Origin of the sequence: Luteithermobacter gelatinilyticus, assembly GCF_005849285.1 — a bacterium.
GTDB classification, from domain to species: Bacteria; Pseudomonadota; Alphaproteobacteria; order Sphingomonadales; family Emcibacteraceae; genus Luteithermobacter; species Luteithermobacter gelatinilyticus.
Genome location: NZ_CP040517.1, coordinates 882,297 through 899,246, shown reverse-complemented (window position 1 = coordinate 899,246; position 16,950 = coordinate 882,297). Strand labels below are relative to the sequence as shown.

Genomic DNA, 16,950 nt, shown 5'->3' with positions numbered 1-16,950 from the left:
GGTTATGCTTCCTGTTTATGCTCAAGACGCTCATGAAGGTTGTTTTTCTTGAAATTGAAGTCCATGTCGATTTCTTGCATTTCAAAGGAAATGGCGAACGGGCGACGGTTATAAAGCGACTGGAGGTGGTCGCAGATCACCCCGAAGATCTGATGCCCTGCCTGTTTGCGCAGGTCGAACGGCCGCCCCGCCCGAAGCCGCGCCACAATATGCACAAAACCGTTTTCCGGGTTGCCGTCGGCAATGACATAATGGTCCCGGCGGGCGGCCCGTACCCGAATTCCGCCCAAAGGAAAGAGCCCGGTCTCCACGGCCACATCACGGATTTTTGCAAGGAACTCCGGAAGATCCAGTTCCTGCTCTATATTCGCGGAGTATTCTACGATAAAATGAGGCACGGTTTTTCTCCAGACAGGCGATCAGTATGAAGGATATTGACAGTCATCGCAATATTAGTTAACAAGATAATAGATAACATGTTATGTATTAAATTATTCTTGACATCCTGTCAATAAGTAAGCGGGGCCCACTCCAAGAAGACAGCCCCCAAGGAGACGAATAATGACACCATCACAGGACCGCCCCCAGGCCGACCGCCTGAAAGGCTCCATTCCCCCCCTGATCACCCCGTTCCGCAATGGCCAGGTGGATTATGACGCCTATGTCGGGCTGGTTGAGTTCCAGATCAGGAACGGCTCGCATGGCATTCTGGTCAACGGCACTACGGCCGAACCCTCCACCCTGACGATTGACGAGAGGAACCGCCTGGTTTCCCTTGCCGTCGATACCGTCAACGGACGCTGCCCCGTGGTGGCGGCCACCGGCTCCCAGTCGCTGGCCGAGTCGCAACAGCTCACCCATCATGCGGTAGACGCCGGCGCCGATGCCCTGCTGATTGTCACTCCCTATTATATCCGGCCGCCGCAGCGGGGCCTGATCGACTATTACCTGAAACTGGCCGAAGGCCATGACGTGCCCTGGATGATTTACCATATTCCCGGCCGTACCGCCGTCGGTGTGACGCTGGACACGGTGCGGACCCTGCGGAACCGTTCCCCCAATTTCGTGGGCCTCAAACATGCGGTCAACGATCTGGGTTTTGTCAGCGAATGCCTGGGGCATATCGACCCGGACCTGAAATTCTTCGTCGGGCTGGAAGAACTGAGTTTCCCCATGATGGCGGTGGGCGCCTGCGGCCTGATGAATGCGGTGGGCAACCTAAACCCCCGCATTCTGGCGGATATGGTAGAGGCCGTCTGGAACAATGATCTGAAAAAAGGCCGGGCGCTGCATGCCAGCCTACTGGAGGTCAATCAGGCAGTTTTTTACGACACCAACCCCATCCCCATCAAATATATGATGAAGCGCCTGGGCCTGATCGCGGACAATGAACACCGCCTGCCCATGTGCCCCGCCCCACCGGACCTGGAAAGGCGTCTGGACGCGGTACTGGACCGCGCAGGCCTGATATAACAGGCATGATATAAAGGACGCGGGAGAGGATCATGAAATTCATCACCTTCGAAAAAGACGGCCGGATCTCGGTAGGAACGGTTCAGGACAATCAGGTCATCGACCTGGGCGGGCGACTGGGAGAAGGGGTATACAGCCTTGATGCGCTGCTGCAACAAGGGCGGCTGGAAGAGGCCATGGCCCTGGCCCAAAGCTTGCCCCCCCTTTGCCCCGTGGAGCAGGTCAAGCTGTTAAAACCCTTACTCAGCCCGGGAAAAATCATTTGTGTGGGCGTCAATTACGCCAACCGCAATGCGGAATATCAAGACGAATCCGAACTGCCGAAATATCCCAGCATTTTCATGCGCACGCCCGGTTCTTTTGTTGCACAGGGGGAAAATCTGGTCCGCCCCCCGGAAAGTGAACAACTGGATTATGAGGGAGAAATTGTCGTCATCATCGGCAAAGCCGGACGGCGCATTCCCGAAGAACATGCCCGGGATCACATTGCAGGCCTCACCATCATGAACGAAGCGACCCTGCGCGACTGGGTGCGTCACGCCAAGTTCAACGTCACCCAGGGCAAGAATTTCGAACGACTCGGCGCGTATGGCCCCTGGATGGTCACGTCGGATCAGTTTGAAGATCTGGGGGCCTTGCATCTTCAGACCCGGGTGAATGGGGAAATACGTCAGGACGATACCACTGCCAACATGATGTTCCCGATCCCTTATCTAATCCATTATATTTCCACCTTCGCCCAGCTTGAACCGGGGGATATGATCGCCACTGGCACCCCCACGGGCGCCGGCGCGCGCCTTGACCCGCCACGTTATCTTATCCCCGGCGACGTGGTGGAAGTGACCGTGGACGGAATCGGTTGCCTGAAAAACGGGGTGGAAGATGAACGCCTGTAAGGCTTTTCTGGGGGCTTACTCTTCCCGGTCGATGATCTGGTCCAGAAGTCGGTGCAACTGTTCCTGCTGCTGCGGGCTTATGATACTTTCCGCCGCCCGGTATTTTTCCTCGATGCGCGGAGACATTTCTTCACACAATTTTTTGCCGGCGGGCGCCAGCCGGATCAGCATGTACCGCTGGTCGTCAGGCTGAATACGTTTGATGATATATCCCTTTTTGGACAGCAGGCTGATGATGCGGGACAGGCTGGGCCCGGACAGGCAGCATTTACGGCTCAGGGCCTGGCCACTCATTTCCCCTTCATCCAGCAACGCCCTGAGCACACGCCATTGCTGTTCCGTGATGCCGTAATCGTTCAGAATGGGTCTGAACAATTTCATAAATACTTCCCGTGCCCTGAGCATCCGCATGGGAAGGGAGCGATTGAATTCACGCATGGCGAGCGGGTCCATTGCCGTTGAAACGCTTTGAAGCAAGGCTCTAGTGTTACCCCCTGTCAAAGACTCTCGCAACCTATTTCCTCAGCTCCTTTCACAGATATTAGTATTTCTTAGCATATCGCCCCTAGATCTTATCCGGTTCGGGAATTTCAAGGGAGTTGTCGTTTTTCTGGCCCGTCACAAACCGACGGATCACCACATAAAAGACCGGAGTCAGGAACAGCCCGGTGAGCGTCACGCCGATCATGCCGGAAAAGACCGCAGTCCCCAGAACCTGACGCATTTCCGCACCGGCACCAGAAGAAAACACCAGCGGTACAACCCCGAGAATAAAAGCGATGGAGGTCATCAGAATGGGCCGCAGCCGCAACCGGGCCGCTTCGACGACCGCGCTCAGAAGCCGCCGCCCTTCCTCTTCCTGTTGCTTGGCAAATTCCACCACCAGAATGGCGTTCTTGCTCGCCAGCCCAATCAGCACGATAAAGCCGATCTGGGTGAGGATATTGTTGTCCATGCCCCTGAGCCAGATGCCGCCAAGGGCAAACAGAATACATAGCGGCACAATCAGGATAATGGCCAGCGGCAGCGACCAGCTTTCATACTGAGCGGTCAGTACCAGAAAAACAAACAGTACACTCAAGGGGAAAATCAACAGCCCCACATTGCCGGTTTTTTTCTCCTGATAGGCAATCTCCGTCCATTCATAGCCAAATCCGCTCTGAAGCCCCTGCGCCGCAAGCCGTTCCATCACCTCGATGGCCGCGCCGGTGCTTACCCCCGGCATGGCGCTGCCCTGGACTTCGGCCGCCGGATAAAGGTTATGCCGCACCACCCGGTCCGGACCGGTGGTCTTGCGCACTTCCAGCAACGATCCCAGCGGCACCATCTTGCCGCTGCGCGAGCGGGTCCTCAGATCCGTAATATCATCCGGGGTCAGCCGGAACTCGGAATCCGCCTGTACGGTCACCCGGTAGGTGCGGCCAAAAAGGTTAAAGTCATTCACATAAGCCGACCCCAGATAGGCCTGCAATGTGCTGAACACATTGTCAATCGGCACATCCAGCATTTCCACCTTGGTCCGGTCAATGTCCAGCCAATAGCGCGGCACATTTGTGCCATAGGTGGTGAAGGCAAACTGGATCATCGGATCCTGATTGGCCATGCCGATCAGTTTCCAGCTCTCAGCTTCCAGCGCCCGCAACCCCTGGCCCGAACGGTCCTGCACCATCATCTTGAAACCGCCGCCCTGACCCAGCCCGCGCACCGGCGGCGGATCAATGACAAAAAAGCCCGCTTCCATGATATGACCAAGTTTTTGCCGGATCTGCGCCGCAACGCCCGCCGCCGTGATGCCTGGCGCGCGGTCTTCAAACTGCTCCAGCAACACAAACATGGCCGCCGCATTGGACGCCGAGGCAAAAGTCGCCCCGCTAAACCCGGCAATGCCCACCACATTGCCCACCCCCGGCACCTCCAAGATTTCATCGGTCGCTTCCAGCACCACATCGGTGGTGCGTTGCAGGGACGCCCCTTTGGGCAGTTCTACCGATACGATCAGATATCCCATGTCCTGCTGCGGAATAAATCCGGTGGGAATACGCAGGATCGCCCCAACCATCACCAACAGCAACACGCCGAAAACGCTTAAGGAAACATACGGACGGCGGATGACCTGCGATATGCTGCGCTCATATCCGGTGGTCGCCTTGTCAAAAACCGCGTTGAAAACCCTGAACACCGGCCCGAGAACTGCATTCCAGATCCTGCCGAAAGTGGTACGCGGCGCCCCTTTCTCCCGTAACAGAATAGCCCCCAGTGCCGGACTAAGCGTAAGCGAGTTAAACGCGGAAATGATGGTTGCCACCGCAATGGTGAGCGCAAACTGGCGGAAGAACTCGCCAGTAATTCCGCCCAAAAAGGCCGCCGGCACAAAAACTGCCGAAAGCACCAGCGCGATGGAAATGAGCGCCGTACCCACCTCGTCCATGGTGATATGAGCAGCCTCGCGCGGGCTTTTGCCAAGCTCCAGATTCCGTTCAATATTTTCCACCACCACAATGGCGTCATCCACCACAATCCCGATGGCCAGAACAAGCCCGAACAGCGACAGCGTATTGAGCGAAAACCCGAACATGGCCATCACCGCAAAGGTGCCGATCAGGGAGACCGGAATGGCAATAATCGGGATCAGGGCCGCCCGCCAAGACTGCAGGAACAAGATAATCACTACGATCACCAAAAGCGCCGCTTCAAAAATAGTCTGGTAGACGGCGTCCATGGACTCTTCCACAAACTGGGTGGGGTCATAGGCGATTTTATAGGTCAGTCCGTCGGGGAAATCTTTGGACAGTTCCTCCATGGTTCTGTGAATTGCCGCCGCAGTTTCCAGGGCGTTCCCGCCGGGCAGCTGGAAAATGCCCAGCCCCGTTGCCATCTTGCCATTCAGGAAACTGTTGATCCCGTAATCCCTGGCCCCGAGCTCCACCCGTGCCACATCCTCGATGCGCGCCAGGCGCCCTTCTTCCCCGGACTTAATGATGACTTTCTTGAACTGTTCAACATCGTTGAAGCGCCCCTGGGTATTGACCGAAAACTGATAGGCCGTTTTTTCCTTCATGGGCGGCTGGCCCAGCGTTCCCGCAGCCACCTGCACATTCTGGGCCCTGAGCGCCTGAATCACATCCGTTGCTGTCAGGTTAAGGGCCGCCAGCCGGTCCGGATCCAGCCACACCCGCATGCTGTATTCCCGGGTGCCGAAAACAGTGATGTCGCCGATGCCCTTGATCCTTTTGAGCACGTCCACCACCTGCAACTGGGCATAATTGCTGATATACAGGTTGTCAAAGGTGCCGTCCGGGGACAAAAGATGCACCACCATCATCAGGTCCGGCGATCGTTTCTGAACCACAACCCCCAGATTGCGCACTTCCGCCGGCAGGCGCGGTTCCGCCTGGGCAACCCGGTTCTGCACCAGAACCTGCGCCGTATCCAGATCGGTCCCCAGTTCAAACGTAATGTCCAGCGACAACTGGCCCGCTGTGGAGGACGAGGTCATATACAGCATGTTTTCCACGCCATTGACCGCCTGTTCAATAGGAGTGGCCACAGTATCGGCAATGGTTTCCGCTGTCGCCCCCGGATAGGAGGCCGACACGTTAATGGTCGGCGGGGAAATTTCCGGATATTGGGATACCGGCAGGGCCCCGAAAGCCAGAAGCCCGATAATAATCAGCAAAATGGACAAAACCCCGGCAAACCGGGGGCGTTCTATGAAAAAGTGACCGAATTTCATGCCCCGCCCTCTCCTTCGGCGCTAGTGCCGTTTTCTTGGGAAGTTTTTTTCGGGTCAGAATTTTTCGGGTCAGGACTGTCCAGATCAGGGTCCGAACCAAAATCGCTGTTTTCCTCTTCCCGGGGCTCCAGCTTTACTAGCACCGGCTGGACCGTCATGCCGGCGCGAACCCGACTCAAACCATTCACAATCACCCGATCATCGGCGGACAGGCCATCCCGGATCACCCGCAGGCCATAGGCCATAATTCCTGCTGTTACTACCCGGCGCTGCGCCGTGTTGTTTTCATCCAGCACAAAGACATATTGTTGTGACTGGTCGGTGATTACGGCCTTGTCCGGGATCAGAAACGCCTGGTATGGCCCTTCCCCCTTCAGTTTGATCTTGGCAAACATGCCAGGCACCAAAAGATGATCGGGGTTGTCGAAAATGGCCCGACCGGTAATCGTGCCGGTTTCCTCATCAATCCGGGTATCCACGAAATCCATCACCCCACGATGGGGATAACCTTCCTCATCCGGCAATTGCAATCGCACGGCATTGGCGAAACGCGCCGAATTGGGTCGACGCCCTTCCAAGTCAAGCCGCAAATAGCGCAGCCGGTCCCTCTCATCCCCCGTAAAATAAAAATGGATCGGGTCCATGGACACCATTCGGGTCAGCAGGGTAGAAGAGCTGGAACCACCGCTGACCAGATTACCGGGGGTGACCAGCGTGCGGCTGATACGTCCCGTGATCGGGGCCCGCACATGGGTGTATTCCACATCCAGCTCCGCAAGCTGCACCGCGGCCTGAGCCGCCTCTACCGCGGCACGGGCCTGCTCATATTCCTCGACGCGCTGGTCATAGACCTCCTGCGAGATGGCTTTCTTGGCCACAAGCTCCTTGCCGCGTTTCAGATTGGCCGTCGTCTGTTTCAACCGCGCCTGGGCCTGAACCAGTTCCGCCTTGCGGCTCTTCAAGGCCGCCTCATAGGGCCGGGGATCAATGATGTAAAGAAGATCCCCCTTCTGGACCATGGCGCCTTCCTTGAAATGGACAGATTCCAGATAGCCGCTTACCCGCGCCCGGATATCCACCGCTTCCACTGCGGCCAGACGGCCGGTAAATTCATCCCATTCCGTCACTTCCTTTTCGATCGGCACCGCCACCTCAACCTGCGGCGGCTGGCCAAAGCCCGGGCCGGCCTGATTGCCAAGCTCCTGCTCACAGCCCGCAAGCCCTATCACAACGGCAAGAAACGAAATAAAAGGAATAAACGAAAGCGCCCGTTTCATGGAGGAACCTTTCAAAATAAATCTGACAATAACCTTATTCTGGGGCCTCATTCTGGCTGTAAAAACCGGGAAAACATTACCCAGAACCGGGAATTCCGGCGGTTATTCAGTTTTACCAAAGACTTAAAATTTCAGTCAAATTTCAGTCTGCGACAGAGTTGACTGATATATATATCCCAAAATGGCTTTGTCTACCGGGAAACCCTAAAAAACAGCCATTCACATTTTTGTGAGCGGGTATTCAGAAAGACCAGAACAGCGGAATAACCCCCACAGATACAAGCAACATCAGAATATTCAGCGGAATCCCGATTTTCAGAAAGTCCGCAAATCTATATCCTCCCGCCGAATAGACGATGGTGTTGGTCTGATATCCGATGGGCGTGGCGAAACTGGCGCTCGCCCCGAACATGACCGCCACCAGAAACGGGCGCGCATCCACCCCCAGACTTTCAGCCAGACCGATGGCCAGTGGCGCGATCAACACAGCGGCCGCATTGTTACTCATCACTTCGGTCAGCAGTGAGGTCAGAAGGTAAATTCCGCCCAGCAGCATCACCGGTCCCATTTCACCCAAAGCTGCCATCAGCCCGCTGACCAGAATCTGGGCCGCCCCGCTTTTCTCCATGGCCGTGGACACTGCCAGCGTGCCATAGATCAACAGCAGGATCCGCCAGTCTATGGCCTCATAAGCCTTGCGTGAACCGACACAACCAGTGAGGACAAGGAACACCGCCGCAGACAACGCCAGCCCGGCAATGGGCATGACATTCAGGGCAGCCAACCCCACCACCGCGCCCAGCGCCATAACGGCAAGAACCGCCTTTGGACGATCCAGCTCAACACCTTTGAGGTGGGTAATCCTGAGAATATTTTCATTCTCAAACAACTTGTCCAGTTCTTCCCGCGGCCCTTCAAACAGCAAAACATCCCCTTCCCGCAACACAATATTGTCAAACGAGGCCGTGATATTTTCATTGCGCCGGTGAATAGCCAGCAAATAACAACCATATCGGCGCCGCAAGCGCAACGTTGCCGGGTTTTTGCCCACAAGGCGCGAGGATTTTCCCAGTACCCCTTCGGCCACAACGGTTTCACGGGCCACAAGAGGCGCTCCGAGCCGTGCCGGCACGCTCACCCCGACCCCGGCCCCGGCCCCGGTCCCGGCCATACCATTTGTTTTGCGTTCCGTATCGAAAGACAGCCCGAACAAAGACCGGATCCGCTCAAGATCCCCTTTGTCTGTTTTAAAAATCAGGCGGTCGCCTTCCTGAAGCGGCGTATCGCGCAGGGCGCTTAAGGCCGCACCACTTTCGGGGGCCATGATGCTGCGCCTTACACCGGCATCACCGCGGATCAGGTCCACAATACGAAACCGGGCATTGGCGTCGTAGTTCAGCTCATTCAGGGTTTTGCCGATAACTGAGGATCCCCCCAGGATCATGGCATCCGCCACAAAACGTTTTTTAGCCTCTTCTGTGCCAATCTGATCAATGAGCAGGGGATAGTCCGGCAGAACCCGCCGCCCCACCAGCATCAGATATATCCCTCCGGCAGCGGCCAGGCACAACCCCGCCAGCGACATTTCAAACATACCAAAACCGGCAAAGCCATGACTGCGGGCCACCCCGTCCACCAGCAGATTTGTGGAGGTGCCAATCAGGGTGCAGGTCCCCCCGAAAATCGCGACGAAGCTGAGCGGCATCAGATATTTTGACGGGTAATCCCCCAGCTTCTGGGCCAGGGCAATCATGACCGGCACCATGACAATCACCACCGGCGTATTGTTCATAAAAGCCGACGCCACCATCACCCCAAAAAACAATCCCAGAAGCGCCAGCCCCTTATGCCGCTCGGCAAGCCCCAGCATAAAACGACCTAATGCATCAATCACCCCTGCCCCTTCCAAAGCAGCCGTGATGACAAACATGCAGGCAATGGTCATCGGCGCCGGATTGCTGAAGGTTGCCAGGACATCCTCCGTCGAAAGCGTCCCGGTGACGAGCAAAACCGTCGTCGCCGTCATCGCGCTAAGATGCGCTGGCACACGTTCCAGAACAAAGGCAACAAACAGGGCCAGCAACACCCCCAAGGTAATGAGCAGATGCGTCTCGGCGGAAAATGTCATAGCCGTTCACCCTTAATTTCCTATTTTCCCGATAGGATTATTTAATTTTTATTGCAAAGTCAACAAACCTTCGTTAAACAGAGCAGGATAATCACCCGGTCAGGACCAAGAGGTCGCATAGTGCGGCGTTGCTTCAGACTTTGAGGGAAAATCATACTGAATTTTTGCTGTCCCGGAAATCAAGCTGTTGCCAAAACCCGCGGTTTTCCGCGCCATCTCCCAATAAGCACAGCACATCCGGGATTCGCCATAATCATGATACAGGGTGAAGTGGGATCCCCCCGGCTGGTTCAGGAAAAGCGGACCGGGGGCAACAGCGAATAAAGAAACAGGGACCATCATGCTGTCCATGAAAGCAAAATACGCGCTGAAGGCGCTGAGTTATCTAGTGGCGCAGGATACCCAGCGGGTCCAGACAGGCGCTATTGCCCAGGCCGAGAATATTCCCCATAAATTTCTGGAGGCGATCCTCACTGAACTGCGCAAAAACAATATTATTGACAGCAAACGCGGGCTGTATGGCGGCGTCCGCCTGGCCCGCGCCCCGGAAAAGGTCACCGTGGGCGATATTATCAGGATCATTGACGGCCCGCTGGCCATGGTGCCCTGCGCAAGCCTGACCCGGTATCGCCCCTGTGAAGATTGCCCCGATGAAACCAGCTGCCGGATTCGCAATATCATGATCGACGCGCGCCTGGCCCTAACTGAGGTTCTGGATCAAAGAACCCTGCGGGATCTTGCGGACGCCGCGCCCCAGCACACCTAGAGTGAATTGAACCAACCTATTCACAATTCACGCTAGCCTCAGCGGTTTCCTTCGACATACTCTACGACCGGGTCAGAGAAGACGCCGCGGAAAGCCGCATAGACCAGCAAGCCGGACAAAATCCCTGCCATTCCTTCATAAAGATAGGTGCTCCAGCCCATTTCGATCCACATCAGGTCCACCAGCACCCCCACAACCATCATCATCACGCCCAGGCGTTCCGGAACCTCTCTGCCCAAGCTTTTGACGATTAACAGGGGCGCAAAGGCAGAGGCAAGGACGGACCAGGCCACAATCACTAGCCGGAAAACGCTTTGCTGGTCTGCAAGCGCAATCCACAAAGCCAACGCGGTCACCATCAGCGTTGCAGCCTTGATCAGCCAGATATTTTCCAGCCTGCGGGGAAACAGGTCATGGGTGATGGCGGCCGAACAGCTCAGAATCAGGGAGTCCGCCGTTGACATGGTGGCCGCAAAAATACCGGCCAAAACCAGCCCCACCAGCACCGGCGGCAAAATTTCTATCGCCATCAGAGGCAGCGCCAGTTCTGCATCAAAACTGCTGGCATCGCTCAGATAAAGCCGGGCCAACAGTCCCACCACCGTGGCCATGGCATAAAACAGCGTGTACCAGCCATAATAATACAGGCGGGTTTTCCGCATGTCCCCGGGACGTTTCAGGGCCATGAACCGAACCATGATATGCGGCTGGCCGATCACGCTGAGACCGGCAAAGAGCCAGCCGATCACAAATAGCCCGAACGACAGCCATTTCGGCTGGAACAGGCTGCCTTCAGGCGTGAGCGACAAATATCCGGGAATAGCGCCAAGCTGGTGGACCACCATTTCGGGACCGCCCAGATGCATTATCGCCATCACCATCAGGATTCCCATCGCCAGGATCATGACAATGGATTGGGCTGCATCGGTCCAGATGGACGCCCGAATACCGCCAGACAAACAATAAGCCGCCACAATAATGCTGCCGATAAGCGCTCCGGAACGCAGGTCCCATCCCAGCAGGCTGTGCAGGGCTTTTCCGCCCGCCTTGAGCTGGGCCGCGGCATAAACCCCTAAAAACAGGATCGTGATCAATGCCGTGATAACCCGCAGCACTTTCTGTTCCGTTCCCCGCCACTGGCTGAGAACACCGCTAAAGGTCACTTCATCGACGGCGCCGGAAACTTCACGCAACCGTTTATGGACAAAAAGCGAGGCCAGAAAATCCCCGAAAATCCACCCGACCATCAACCAGATGGCCGCAAGTCCGGTGGAATAGGTAAAGCCGATCACCCCGATAAACATAAAACCACTGTTATTGGTGGCCACCGCCGACAGCCCGGCCAACCATGGCGATACATTGCGGCCCGCCAGATAATAATCCTTTTTGTGGCCTGTGCTTTTCAGCGCCGATAAAATACCCACCCCCATGAACAAGACCAGGAAAATGACAAAACTGGCAATCATGTCTCGTCCTCAACTAGCGGGTTTTTGCTGATGATTTCCATGAAAGCCGGCAGTTCACGCAATCCGTCAAAGGCAGGGTCTTCCCGCGCCTCGTCGCGATAGGGCTCGGAAAGTGCGCAGGCTTTTTCCAGGTCCTTCAGGGCATCATCCACATATCCCTGTTTCGCTTCGGCACAAGCCCGCTGATAATAGGCGTTGGCGTTTTCCGGGTCATATTTCAGGGCCCGGTTGCACAGACTGAGCGCCCAGACCGGTTCATCAAGCTGCAAAACCGCATCCGCCTTGTAGGTCAAGGCTTCCACATCATCGGGACGGATCATCAAAATCTGATCATAAATGGCGATCTTGGCCTCCGGCAGCGTTTCCTGCGACGCCTTGAGCCAGAGGGAATGAATTTCGTTGGTTTTTTCGATTTCCTCATGATTTTCGGCGATACGCTGCGACTTCTGTCGCAATTCATCCTCTATGTGCTGCAACCGTCTTTCATAATCCGCTGTAACCTGGCTGATTTTCTTATTGGCAAGGTTTTCGGCCTTGGAGCGAATTTCCCGCAATGAGGTCCACCCCACAATCACCATCAGGGTGGTGATCCCCGTAATCAGATAGAAAAAATAGGTCACGGCATCTGTCACATAGGTCATGGCGAGATCGGAAACCTTGAGCTGACTGCTGGCCAGCTTTTCGGTCATTTCCGTCCTTAAGCGCTCCTGATCCACCCGCAGGTTCTTGACCTCATCCAGAAGAAACCGTTCAATAAATGGGGAATAAAGTGGCTTTTCCAACTCCCCGATTTTCTGCGCCAGCTGTTCAGCACCAACCTTGCGGTAATTCTCCTGATCCACGCCGACGGGCGCCGCTACTTGCGCCGGCCCCATCGAAGGCACCAGGCCGTTCAACATCAGGCTGCTGCACAGAATCAGCAACAGTTTTGTCACGTTACGCGGCATCTGTCATTATTCCCTGTTCCGCGTCCTTCTCCACCAGCACTTCATGCAGTGCTCGAATGGCCGCTTCGTAATCGTCCTCGGCCACAATAAACTGGATATCAACCTGGCGGATGGACTGGCTCATGGCCCGTATGACAATCCGGTGTTCCGCCATCGCCCTGACCGCCCGCGAAAGCAGACCGCTGATCTGTATGTCACTGCCGATGGCGGACACAATGGACACCTTGTGTACGGAGATTTCCGACTGGGGATATTCTTCCTCCAGCGTCGTCACCACCCGCCGCACATCCTTGAGATTACCGACCACATAGGTGGTGACGGTGTTGGCGTTGATATCCTTGGTGATCATCTTGACCTTAAAGCGTTTAAGGGTCTTCAGAATGGTTTCCTCATATCCGCCGACACCGACCATATCCTGATCGAATACCTCGATGCCATAAATACCCTTGCGCCCGGCCACAATCTCCACACAGGGTTTTTCGCTCATATACTCCGTGCGGATGAGCGTGCCGTCATGATCCGGCTCAAACGTATTTTTTACCCTGAGCGGAATACCCGACTGACGCAACCCCTTGGCCGCGCGCGGATGAATTGCCTCCATCCCCAGATTGGACAGCTGATCCGCCACATCATAATTGGTCTGGCCGATGGGCTTGACCTTTTCCACCCCGACAATTTTCGGGTCAGCGCTGCTCAGATGATATTCCTTGTGGATAATCGCCTCACGGGCGCCCGTGAGCACCGCCAGACGGCTGAAGGTGATTTCCGTATACCCGCGATCATAGGTATTCATCAGACCTTCAGAACATTGCGCATACCCGGTCACAATCGGCAGTTCACGAGTCAGGTCCACATCTTTCATATGCGCCATGAGTTTTTCATCCAGCGGCTGTTTGCTCATTTCCCGCCAACCGCTGAGATCAATAAAGCGGGCATTGACGCCGTGTTTTTGCAACAGAAGACTGGTATTGTAGGCACTATGGGCCTCACCAAGCGCACTGAGCATTTCGCGCACGGTCATCAGATGTTCCTCAAGCTGAAAATGTCCAAAGGAACACAGCCGGTGCAGATCCATCAGACAACTGCGGACCCCTTCAATCCGTTCAATGACAAAACTGTCGGCCTGGCGCTGCTCCTCACTGTCGCCGAAAATTTTCTTGTTTTTTTCACACATGATATGGGAAACCCGGGTCAGGGCATCCCCCCACGCCCATTCGCTGTCCCCGTCGGAAAACAGAGCATAAACTCCGGGTTTGCGGTTCTTTTTATGTTCCAGAAGCTTATCCGTAATGCCTCCATAGGCGGACACCACAAAGATACGGTTATAAAGATCCCGTTCCTGGCGTCCGCCGATAAAAATATTGTTCAACACATCTTCATGGCGGCTCATGGACGTCCCGCCAATTTTTTCTACGGTATGCATTATCTTTCCTTCGTGGCGTCCTCTGTTGTTCAGGTGGCTTCCGGGCCCGACATTCCATCCGTTTATGTTTTTAAAAGCGGCCTTTCCTCGGGACGAACGGCCACAAATTTTTCCCGGGTCGCCACAAATTCCGGCCTTGGCGGAATATTGCCAAAAGGCGCCTGAGCCTTGTTTTGCATGCTGTTGTACACAAAGAAGGCATTGCTGCGGGCATAGGGGGTGATATTGCTATTGGACCCATGCATGGTATTGCAGTCGAAAATCACCACCGTTCCTGCCGGCCCCAAGGCCTGCTCTATGCCGCCCTTATTGGCCAGATATTCCAGGCTGTCATGATCGGGAACGCCGTATTCCTGTTTTTTCAGTGATTCTTTGTAATGATCTTCCGGGGTCTCCCCCACACAACTGATGAAATCCTTGTGGGAACCGGGAATCAACATCAACGCTCCGTTTTGCGACGTATTGTCCGTCAGAGTGATAGAAATACTGACCGTGCGCATATTGGGCAGGCCGTCTTCCACATGCCAGGTTTCAAAATCTGAATGCCAGTAAAATTCCTTGCCCTCAAATCCCGGCTTGTAGTTAAGCCGCGACTGATGGATATAGACCTCATCCGCCAGAATGTCCTGAGCGGCGTGCACCAGCCGGGAATCCCTGGCAAGCCGGCTGAAAACCGGACTACTGTCATGGATTTTGAAAATCGACCTGATTTCTCCGCTATTTGGTTCACTGATGACCTCCTCGCGGCCTTTCAGTTCTTTGAAGCGCTGACGCAGATCGCTGAGCTCCTGTTGCAACAGCCGAATCTCAACCTCTGAAAAAATGTTTTTCAGAACCAAAAACCCCTTTTCCTCAAATTCCTGTTTCTGTTCCCTGCTCAGAAACATGCCATCCTGCATTTCCGTGTACACCACAGGATCATGACGCAGCAAAATTTGTGGCTCGGCGCTTTTTCGGGAGGGATAAATATCCGCAATCATGAGACCTCCTTTGTCATTCGGCAACTGATGCTGCTTCGAGCGGATAGACTCCATTTTCATCATGAACTTCCTTGCCATTGAGTGGCGGATTGAACACACAGGCCATTTTCATTTCCGTCTTGGCCCGCAGAATATGTTTGTCATGCTTGTCCAGGATGTAGATCATGCCTGGCGTAATGGGATACACCTTGCCGTCATCGCAGGTTTCCACCTCGCCTTCCCCGCTGATGCAATAGACGGATTCAAGGTGATTTTGATACCAGATCGGGGTTTCCGTGCCGGCATAAATGGTGGTGATATGAAAGGAAAACCCCATATTGTCTTCCTTGAGCAACAACCGGACGCTGTTCCAGTTTTCCGCTTCGACCTTGCGTTCACCTTTTTCCGCTTCACTCAGATGTCTGACGATCATTTTTCTCAGCTTTCCTTCATAAATTTTTCCAGGATCATTCAACAATCAGATCGGACCGGACGCCATGCCGGGCGCCCGGAAACATTTCATTTTGACAGGCTTATTCCATTTCCCGGGTCTTTCCCTTGCCCAGAACCTCTTCGACGCAGCTTTTCAGGATAAACAGCCCTTCCAGCAGTTCCTCCTCACTCAGCGTCAGCGGACACAGACATTTCACCACCTGACCTTCTGATCCGCTGGTTTCGATCACCAGCCCTTTCGAGAAAGCCTTTTCAACAATCCGGGACGCCATCTTTCCGTCAGCACAGCTCAGGCCCCGCATCATGCCGCGCCCCTTGGCCACCAGCATGTCATCGGGATACTGGTCGGCAATGCCGGACAGCATTTTTTCAAGGACTTTGCCCTTGCAACGCACATCGTTGATAAACTGATCATTGGTCCAGAAATGTTTCAGCGCCGCCGTGGCGGTCACAAAAGCATGGTTGTTGCCCCGGAAGGTACCGTTATGTTCACCGGGCTTCCACATGTCGTATTCCGGCTTGAAAATGGTCACGGCAAAGGGCAAGCCAAACCCGCTCAATGACTTGGACAGCGTGATGATGTCCGGCGTAATGCCCATTTCTTCGAAACTGAAGAAGCTTCCGGTCCGTCCGCAGCCCGCCTGAATGTCATCCACAATCAGCAGCATGTCATGCTTGTGACAGATCTTTTCCAGATTGCGCATCCATTGGGCGGAAGCCACATTCAGCCCCCCTTCGCCCTGCACGGTCTCCACAATAACGGCGGCCGGATGATCAACGCCGCTGCTGGGATCAGATAGAACCTTGTCCAGATATTCCGTGGTATCCACCCCGTCCCCCAAATAGCCATCAAACGGCATGAAGGTGGTGCCGGTCAGGGGAATACCGGATGCGTTGCGGTGATGGCTGTTGCCCGTTGCCGCCATAGCGCCCACAGACACCCCATGAAACCCGTTGGTAAAGGAAATGATGTTATGACGGCCTTTGACATTACGCGCCAGCTTCAGGGCGGCTTCGACGGCATTGGTGCCGGTCGGCCCCGTAAACTGAACCACATAATTCATCTTTCGGGGGCTGAGAATAATTTCATCAAACGCCTTGAGAAAGGCTTCCTTGGCCTCTGTATGCATATCAAGGCCATGGGCAATACCATCCCGGGCAATATAATCCAGTAACTCCCCCTTGAGATAAGGGTGGTTGTGCCCATAGTTCAGCGTTCCTGCCCCCGCCAGAAAATCAAGATATTTTTTATCTTCCTGATCATAGAGATAGCCCCCATCCGCCCGGGTAAAAACCGTCGGAAATGACCGGGCGTAACTGCACACTTCCGATTCCATTTCCTCAAAAATATCGGGGGTGTCATTGTTCACGGCAAGTGCCGGCTTGCTGGACATGGAAACTCCTCTTTTTAGATCCATTGGGGTTAAGA

General features: G+C 54.9%; 14 protein-coding genes. 3 read left to right on the top strand and 11 right to left on the bottom strand.

Annotated features, from left to right (window positions below; translation table 11 throughout):
- Positions 1–2: 2 nt before the first annotated feature.
- Positions 3–398: a 5-carboxymethyl-2-hydroxymuconate Delta-isomerase gene (locus FE788_RS04065; RefSeq protein ID WP_138379440.1), complete on the bottom strand. Its 396-nt coding sequence runs from the start codon at positions 396–398 to the stop codon at positions 3–5.
- Between the two features lie 163 nt (positions 399–561).
- Here FE788_RS04065 and dapA point away from each other — a divergent pair, with 163 nt between their 5' ends.
- Both dapA and FE788_RS04055 read left to right on the top strand, forming a co-directional pair.
- Positions 562–1,473 (top strand): 4-hydroxy-tetrahydrodipicolinate synthase, encoded by a 912-nt coding sequence (dapA, locus tag FE788_RS04060; RefSeq protein WP_138379439.1) that lies wholly within the window; start codon positions 562–564, stop codon positions 1,471–1,473.
- A gap of 32 nt (positions 1,474–1,505) precedes the next feature.
- Positions 1,506–2,369, top strand: coding sequence for a fumarylacetoacetate hydrolase family protein (locus FE788_RS04055; RefSeq protein ID WP_138379438.1), 864 nt, complete (start codon positions 1,506–1,508; stop codon positions 2,367–2,369).
- A gap of 15 nt (positions 2,370–2,384) precedes the next feature.
- Here the strand turns inward: FE788_RS04055 and hpaR are convergent, their stop codons facing one another.
- The 4 genes from hpaR to FE788_RS04035 all read right to left on the bottom strand — a co-directional run bounded on the left by hpaR (position 2,385) and on the right by FE788_RS04035 (position 9,507).
- Positions 2,385–2,780, bottom strand: a complete 396-nt coding sequence (gene hpaR / locus FE788_RS04050; protein WP_281277197.1) for a homoprotocatechuate degradation operon regulator HpaR — start codon at positions 2,778–2,780, stop codon at positions 2,385–2,387.
- A gap of 154 nt (positions 2,781–2,934) precedes the next feature.
- Positions 2,935–6,102: an efflux RND transporter permease subunit gene (locus FE788_RS04045; protein WP_138379436.1), complete on the bottom strand. Its 3,168-nt coding sequence runs from the start codon at positions 6,100–6,102 to the stop codon at positions 2,935–2,937.
- Complete coding sequence (locus FE788_RS04040; RefSeq protein WP_168190258.1) at positions 6,099–7,379, bottom strand: efflux RND transporter periplasmic adaptor subunit; 1,281 nt, start codon at positions 7,377–7,379, stop codon at positions 6,099–6,101. Before FE788_RS04040 ends, FE788_RS04045 begins: the two co-directional genes overlap by 4 nt.
- 241 nt (positions 7,380–7,620) lie before the next feature.
- On the bottom strand, positions 7,621–9,507 hold the full coding sequence (locus tag FE788_RS04035) for an SLC13 family permease (RefSeq protein WP_138379434.1): 1,887 nt from the start codon (positions 9,505–9,507) through the stop codon (positions 7,621–7,623).
- A gap of 340 nt (positions 9,508–9,847) precedes the next feature.
- On the opposite strand from FE788_RS04035, the gene FE788_RS04030 reads away from it, so the two are divergent.
- On the top strand, positions 9,848–10,273 hold the full coding sequence (locus tag FE788_RS04030) for an RrF2 family transcriptional regulator (protein ID WP_138379433.1): 426 nt from the start codon (positions 9,848–9,850) through the stop codon (positions 10,271–10,273).
- 38 nt (positions 10,274–10,311) lie between these two features.
- On the opposite strand, the gene FE788_RS04025 is transcribed toward FE788_RS04030, so the two are convergent.
- From FE788_RS04025 to ectB, 6 genes are all read right to left on the bottom strand, one after another.
- Positions 10,312–11,739, bottom strand: coding sequence for a sodium/proline symporter (locus FE788_RS04025; RefSeq protein ID WP_138379432.1), 1,428 nt, complete (start codon positions 11,737–11,739; stop codon positions 10,312–10,314).
- Positions 11,736–12,686 carry a TPR end-of-group domain-containing protein gene (locus tag FE788_RS04020; RefSeq protein ID WP_138379431.1) on the bottom strand — a complete coding sequence of 317 codons (951 nt, stop codon included), beginning with the start codon at positions 12,684–12,686 and terminating at the stop codon, positions 11,736–11,738. The genes FE788_RS04025 and FE788_RS04020 overlap by 4 nt, the downstream gene beginning before the upstream one ends.
- On the bottom strand, positions 12,676–14,109 hold the full coding sequence (locus FE788_RS04015; protein WP_138379430.1) for an aspartate kinase: 1,434 nt from the start codon (positions 14,107–14,109) through the stop codon (positions 12,676–12,678). Before FE788_RS04015 ends, FE788_RS04020 begins: the two co-directional genes overlap by 11 nt.
- A 62-nt stretch (positions 14,110–14,171) precedes the next feature.
- The gene (gene thpD / locus FE788_RS04010; RefSeq protein ID WP_246057967.1) at positions 14,172–15,089 is read right to left on the bottom strand and encodes an ectoine hydroxylase; all 918 of its coding nucleotides are present in this window, start codon (positions 15,087–15,089) and stop codon (positions 14,172–14,174) included.
- A gap of 13 nt (positions 15,090–15,102) precedes the next feature.
- Positions 15,103–15,501, bottom strand: coding sequence for an ectoine synthase (locus FE788_RS04005; RefSeq protein WP_138379429.1), 399 nt, complete (start codon positions 15,499–15,501; stop codon positions 15,103–15,105).
- A gap of 100 nt (positions 15,502–15,601) precedes the next feature.
- Positions 15,602–16,915 carry a diaminobutyrate--2-oxoglutarate transaminase gene (gene ectB, locus FE788_RS04000; protein WP_138379428.1) on the bottom strand — a complete coding sequence of 438 codons (1,314 nt, stop codon included), beginning with the start codon at positions 16,913–16,915 and terminating at the stop codon, positions 15,602–15,604.
- Positions 16,916–16,950 lie beyond the last annotated feature (35 nt).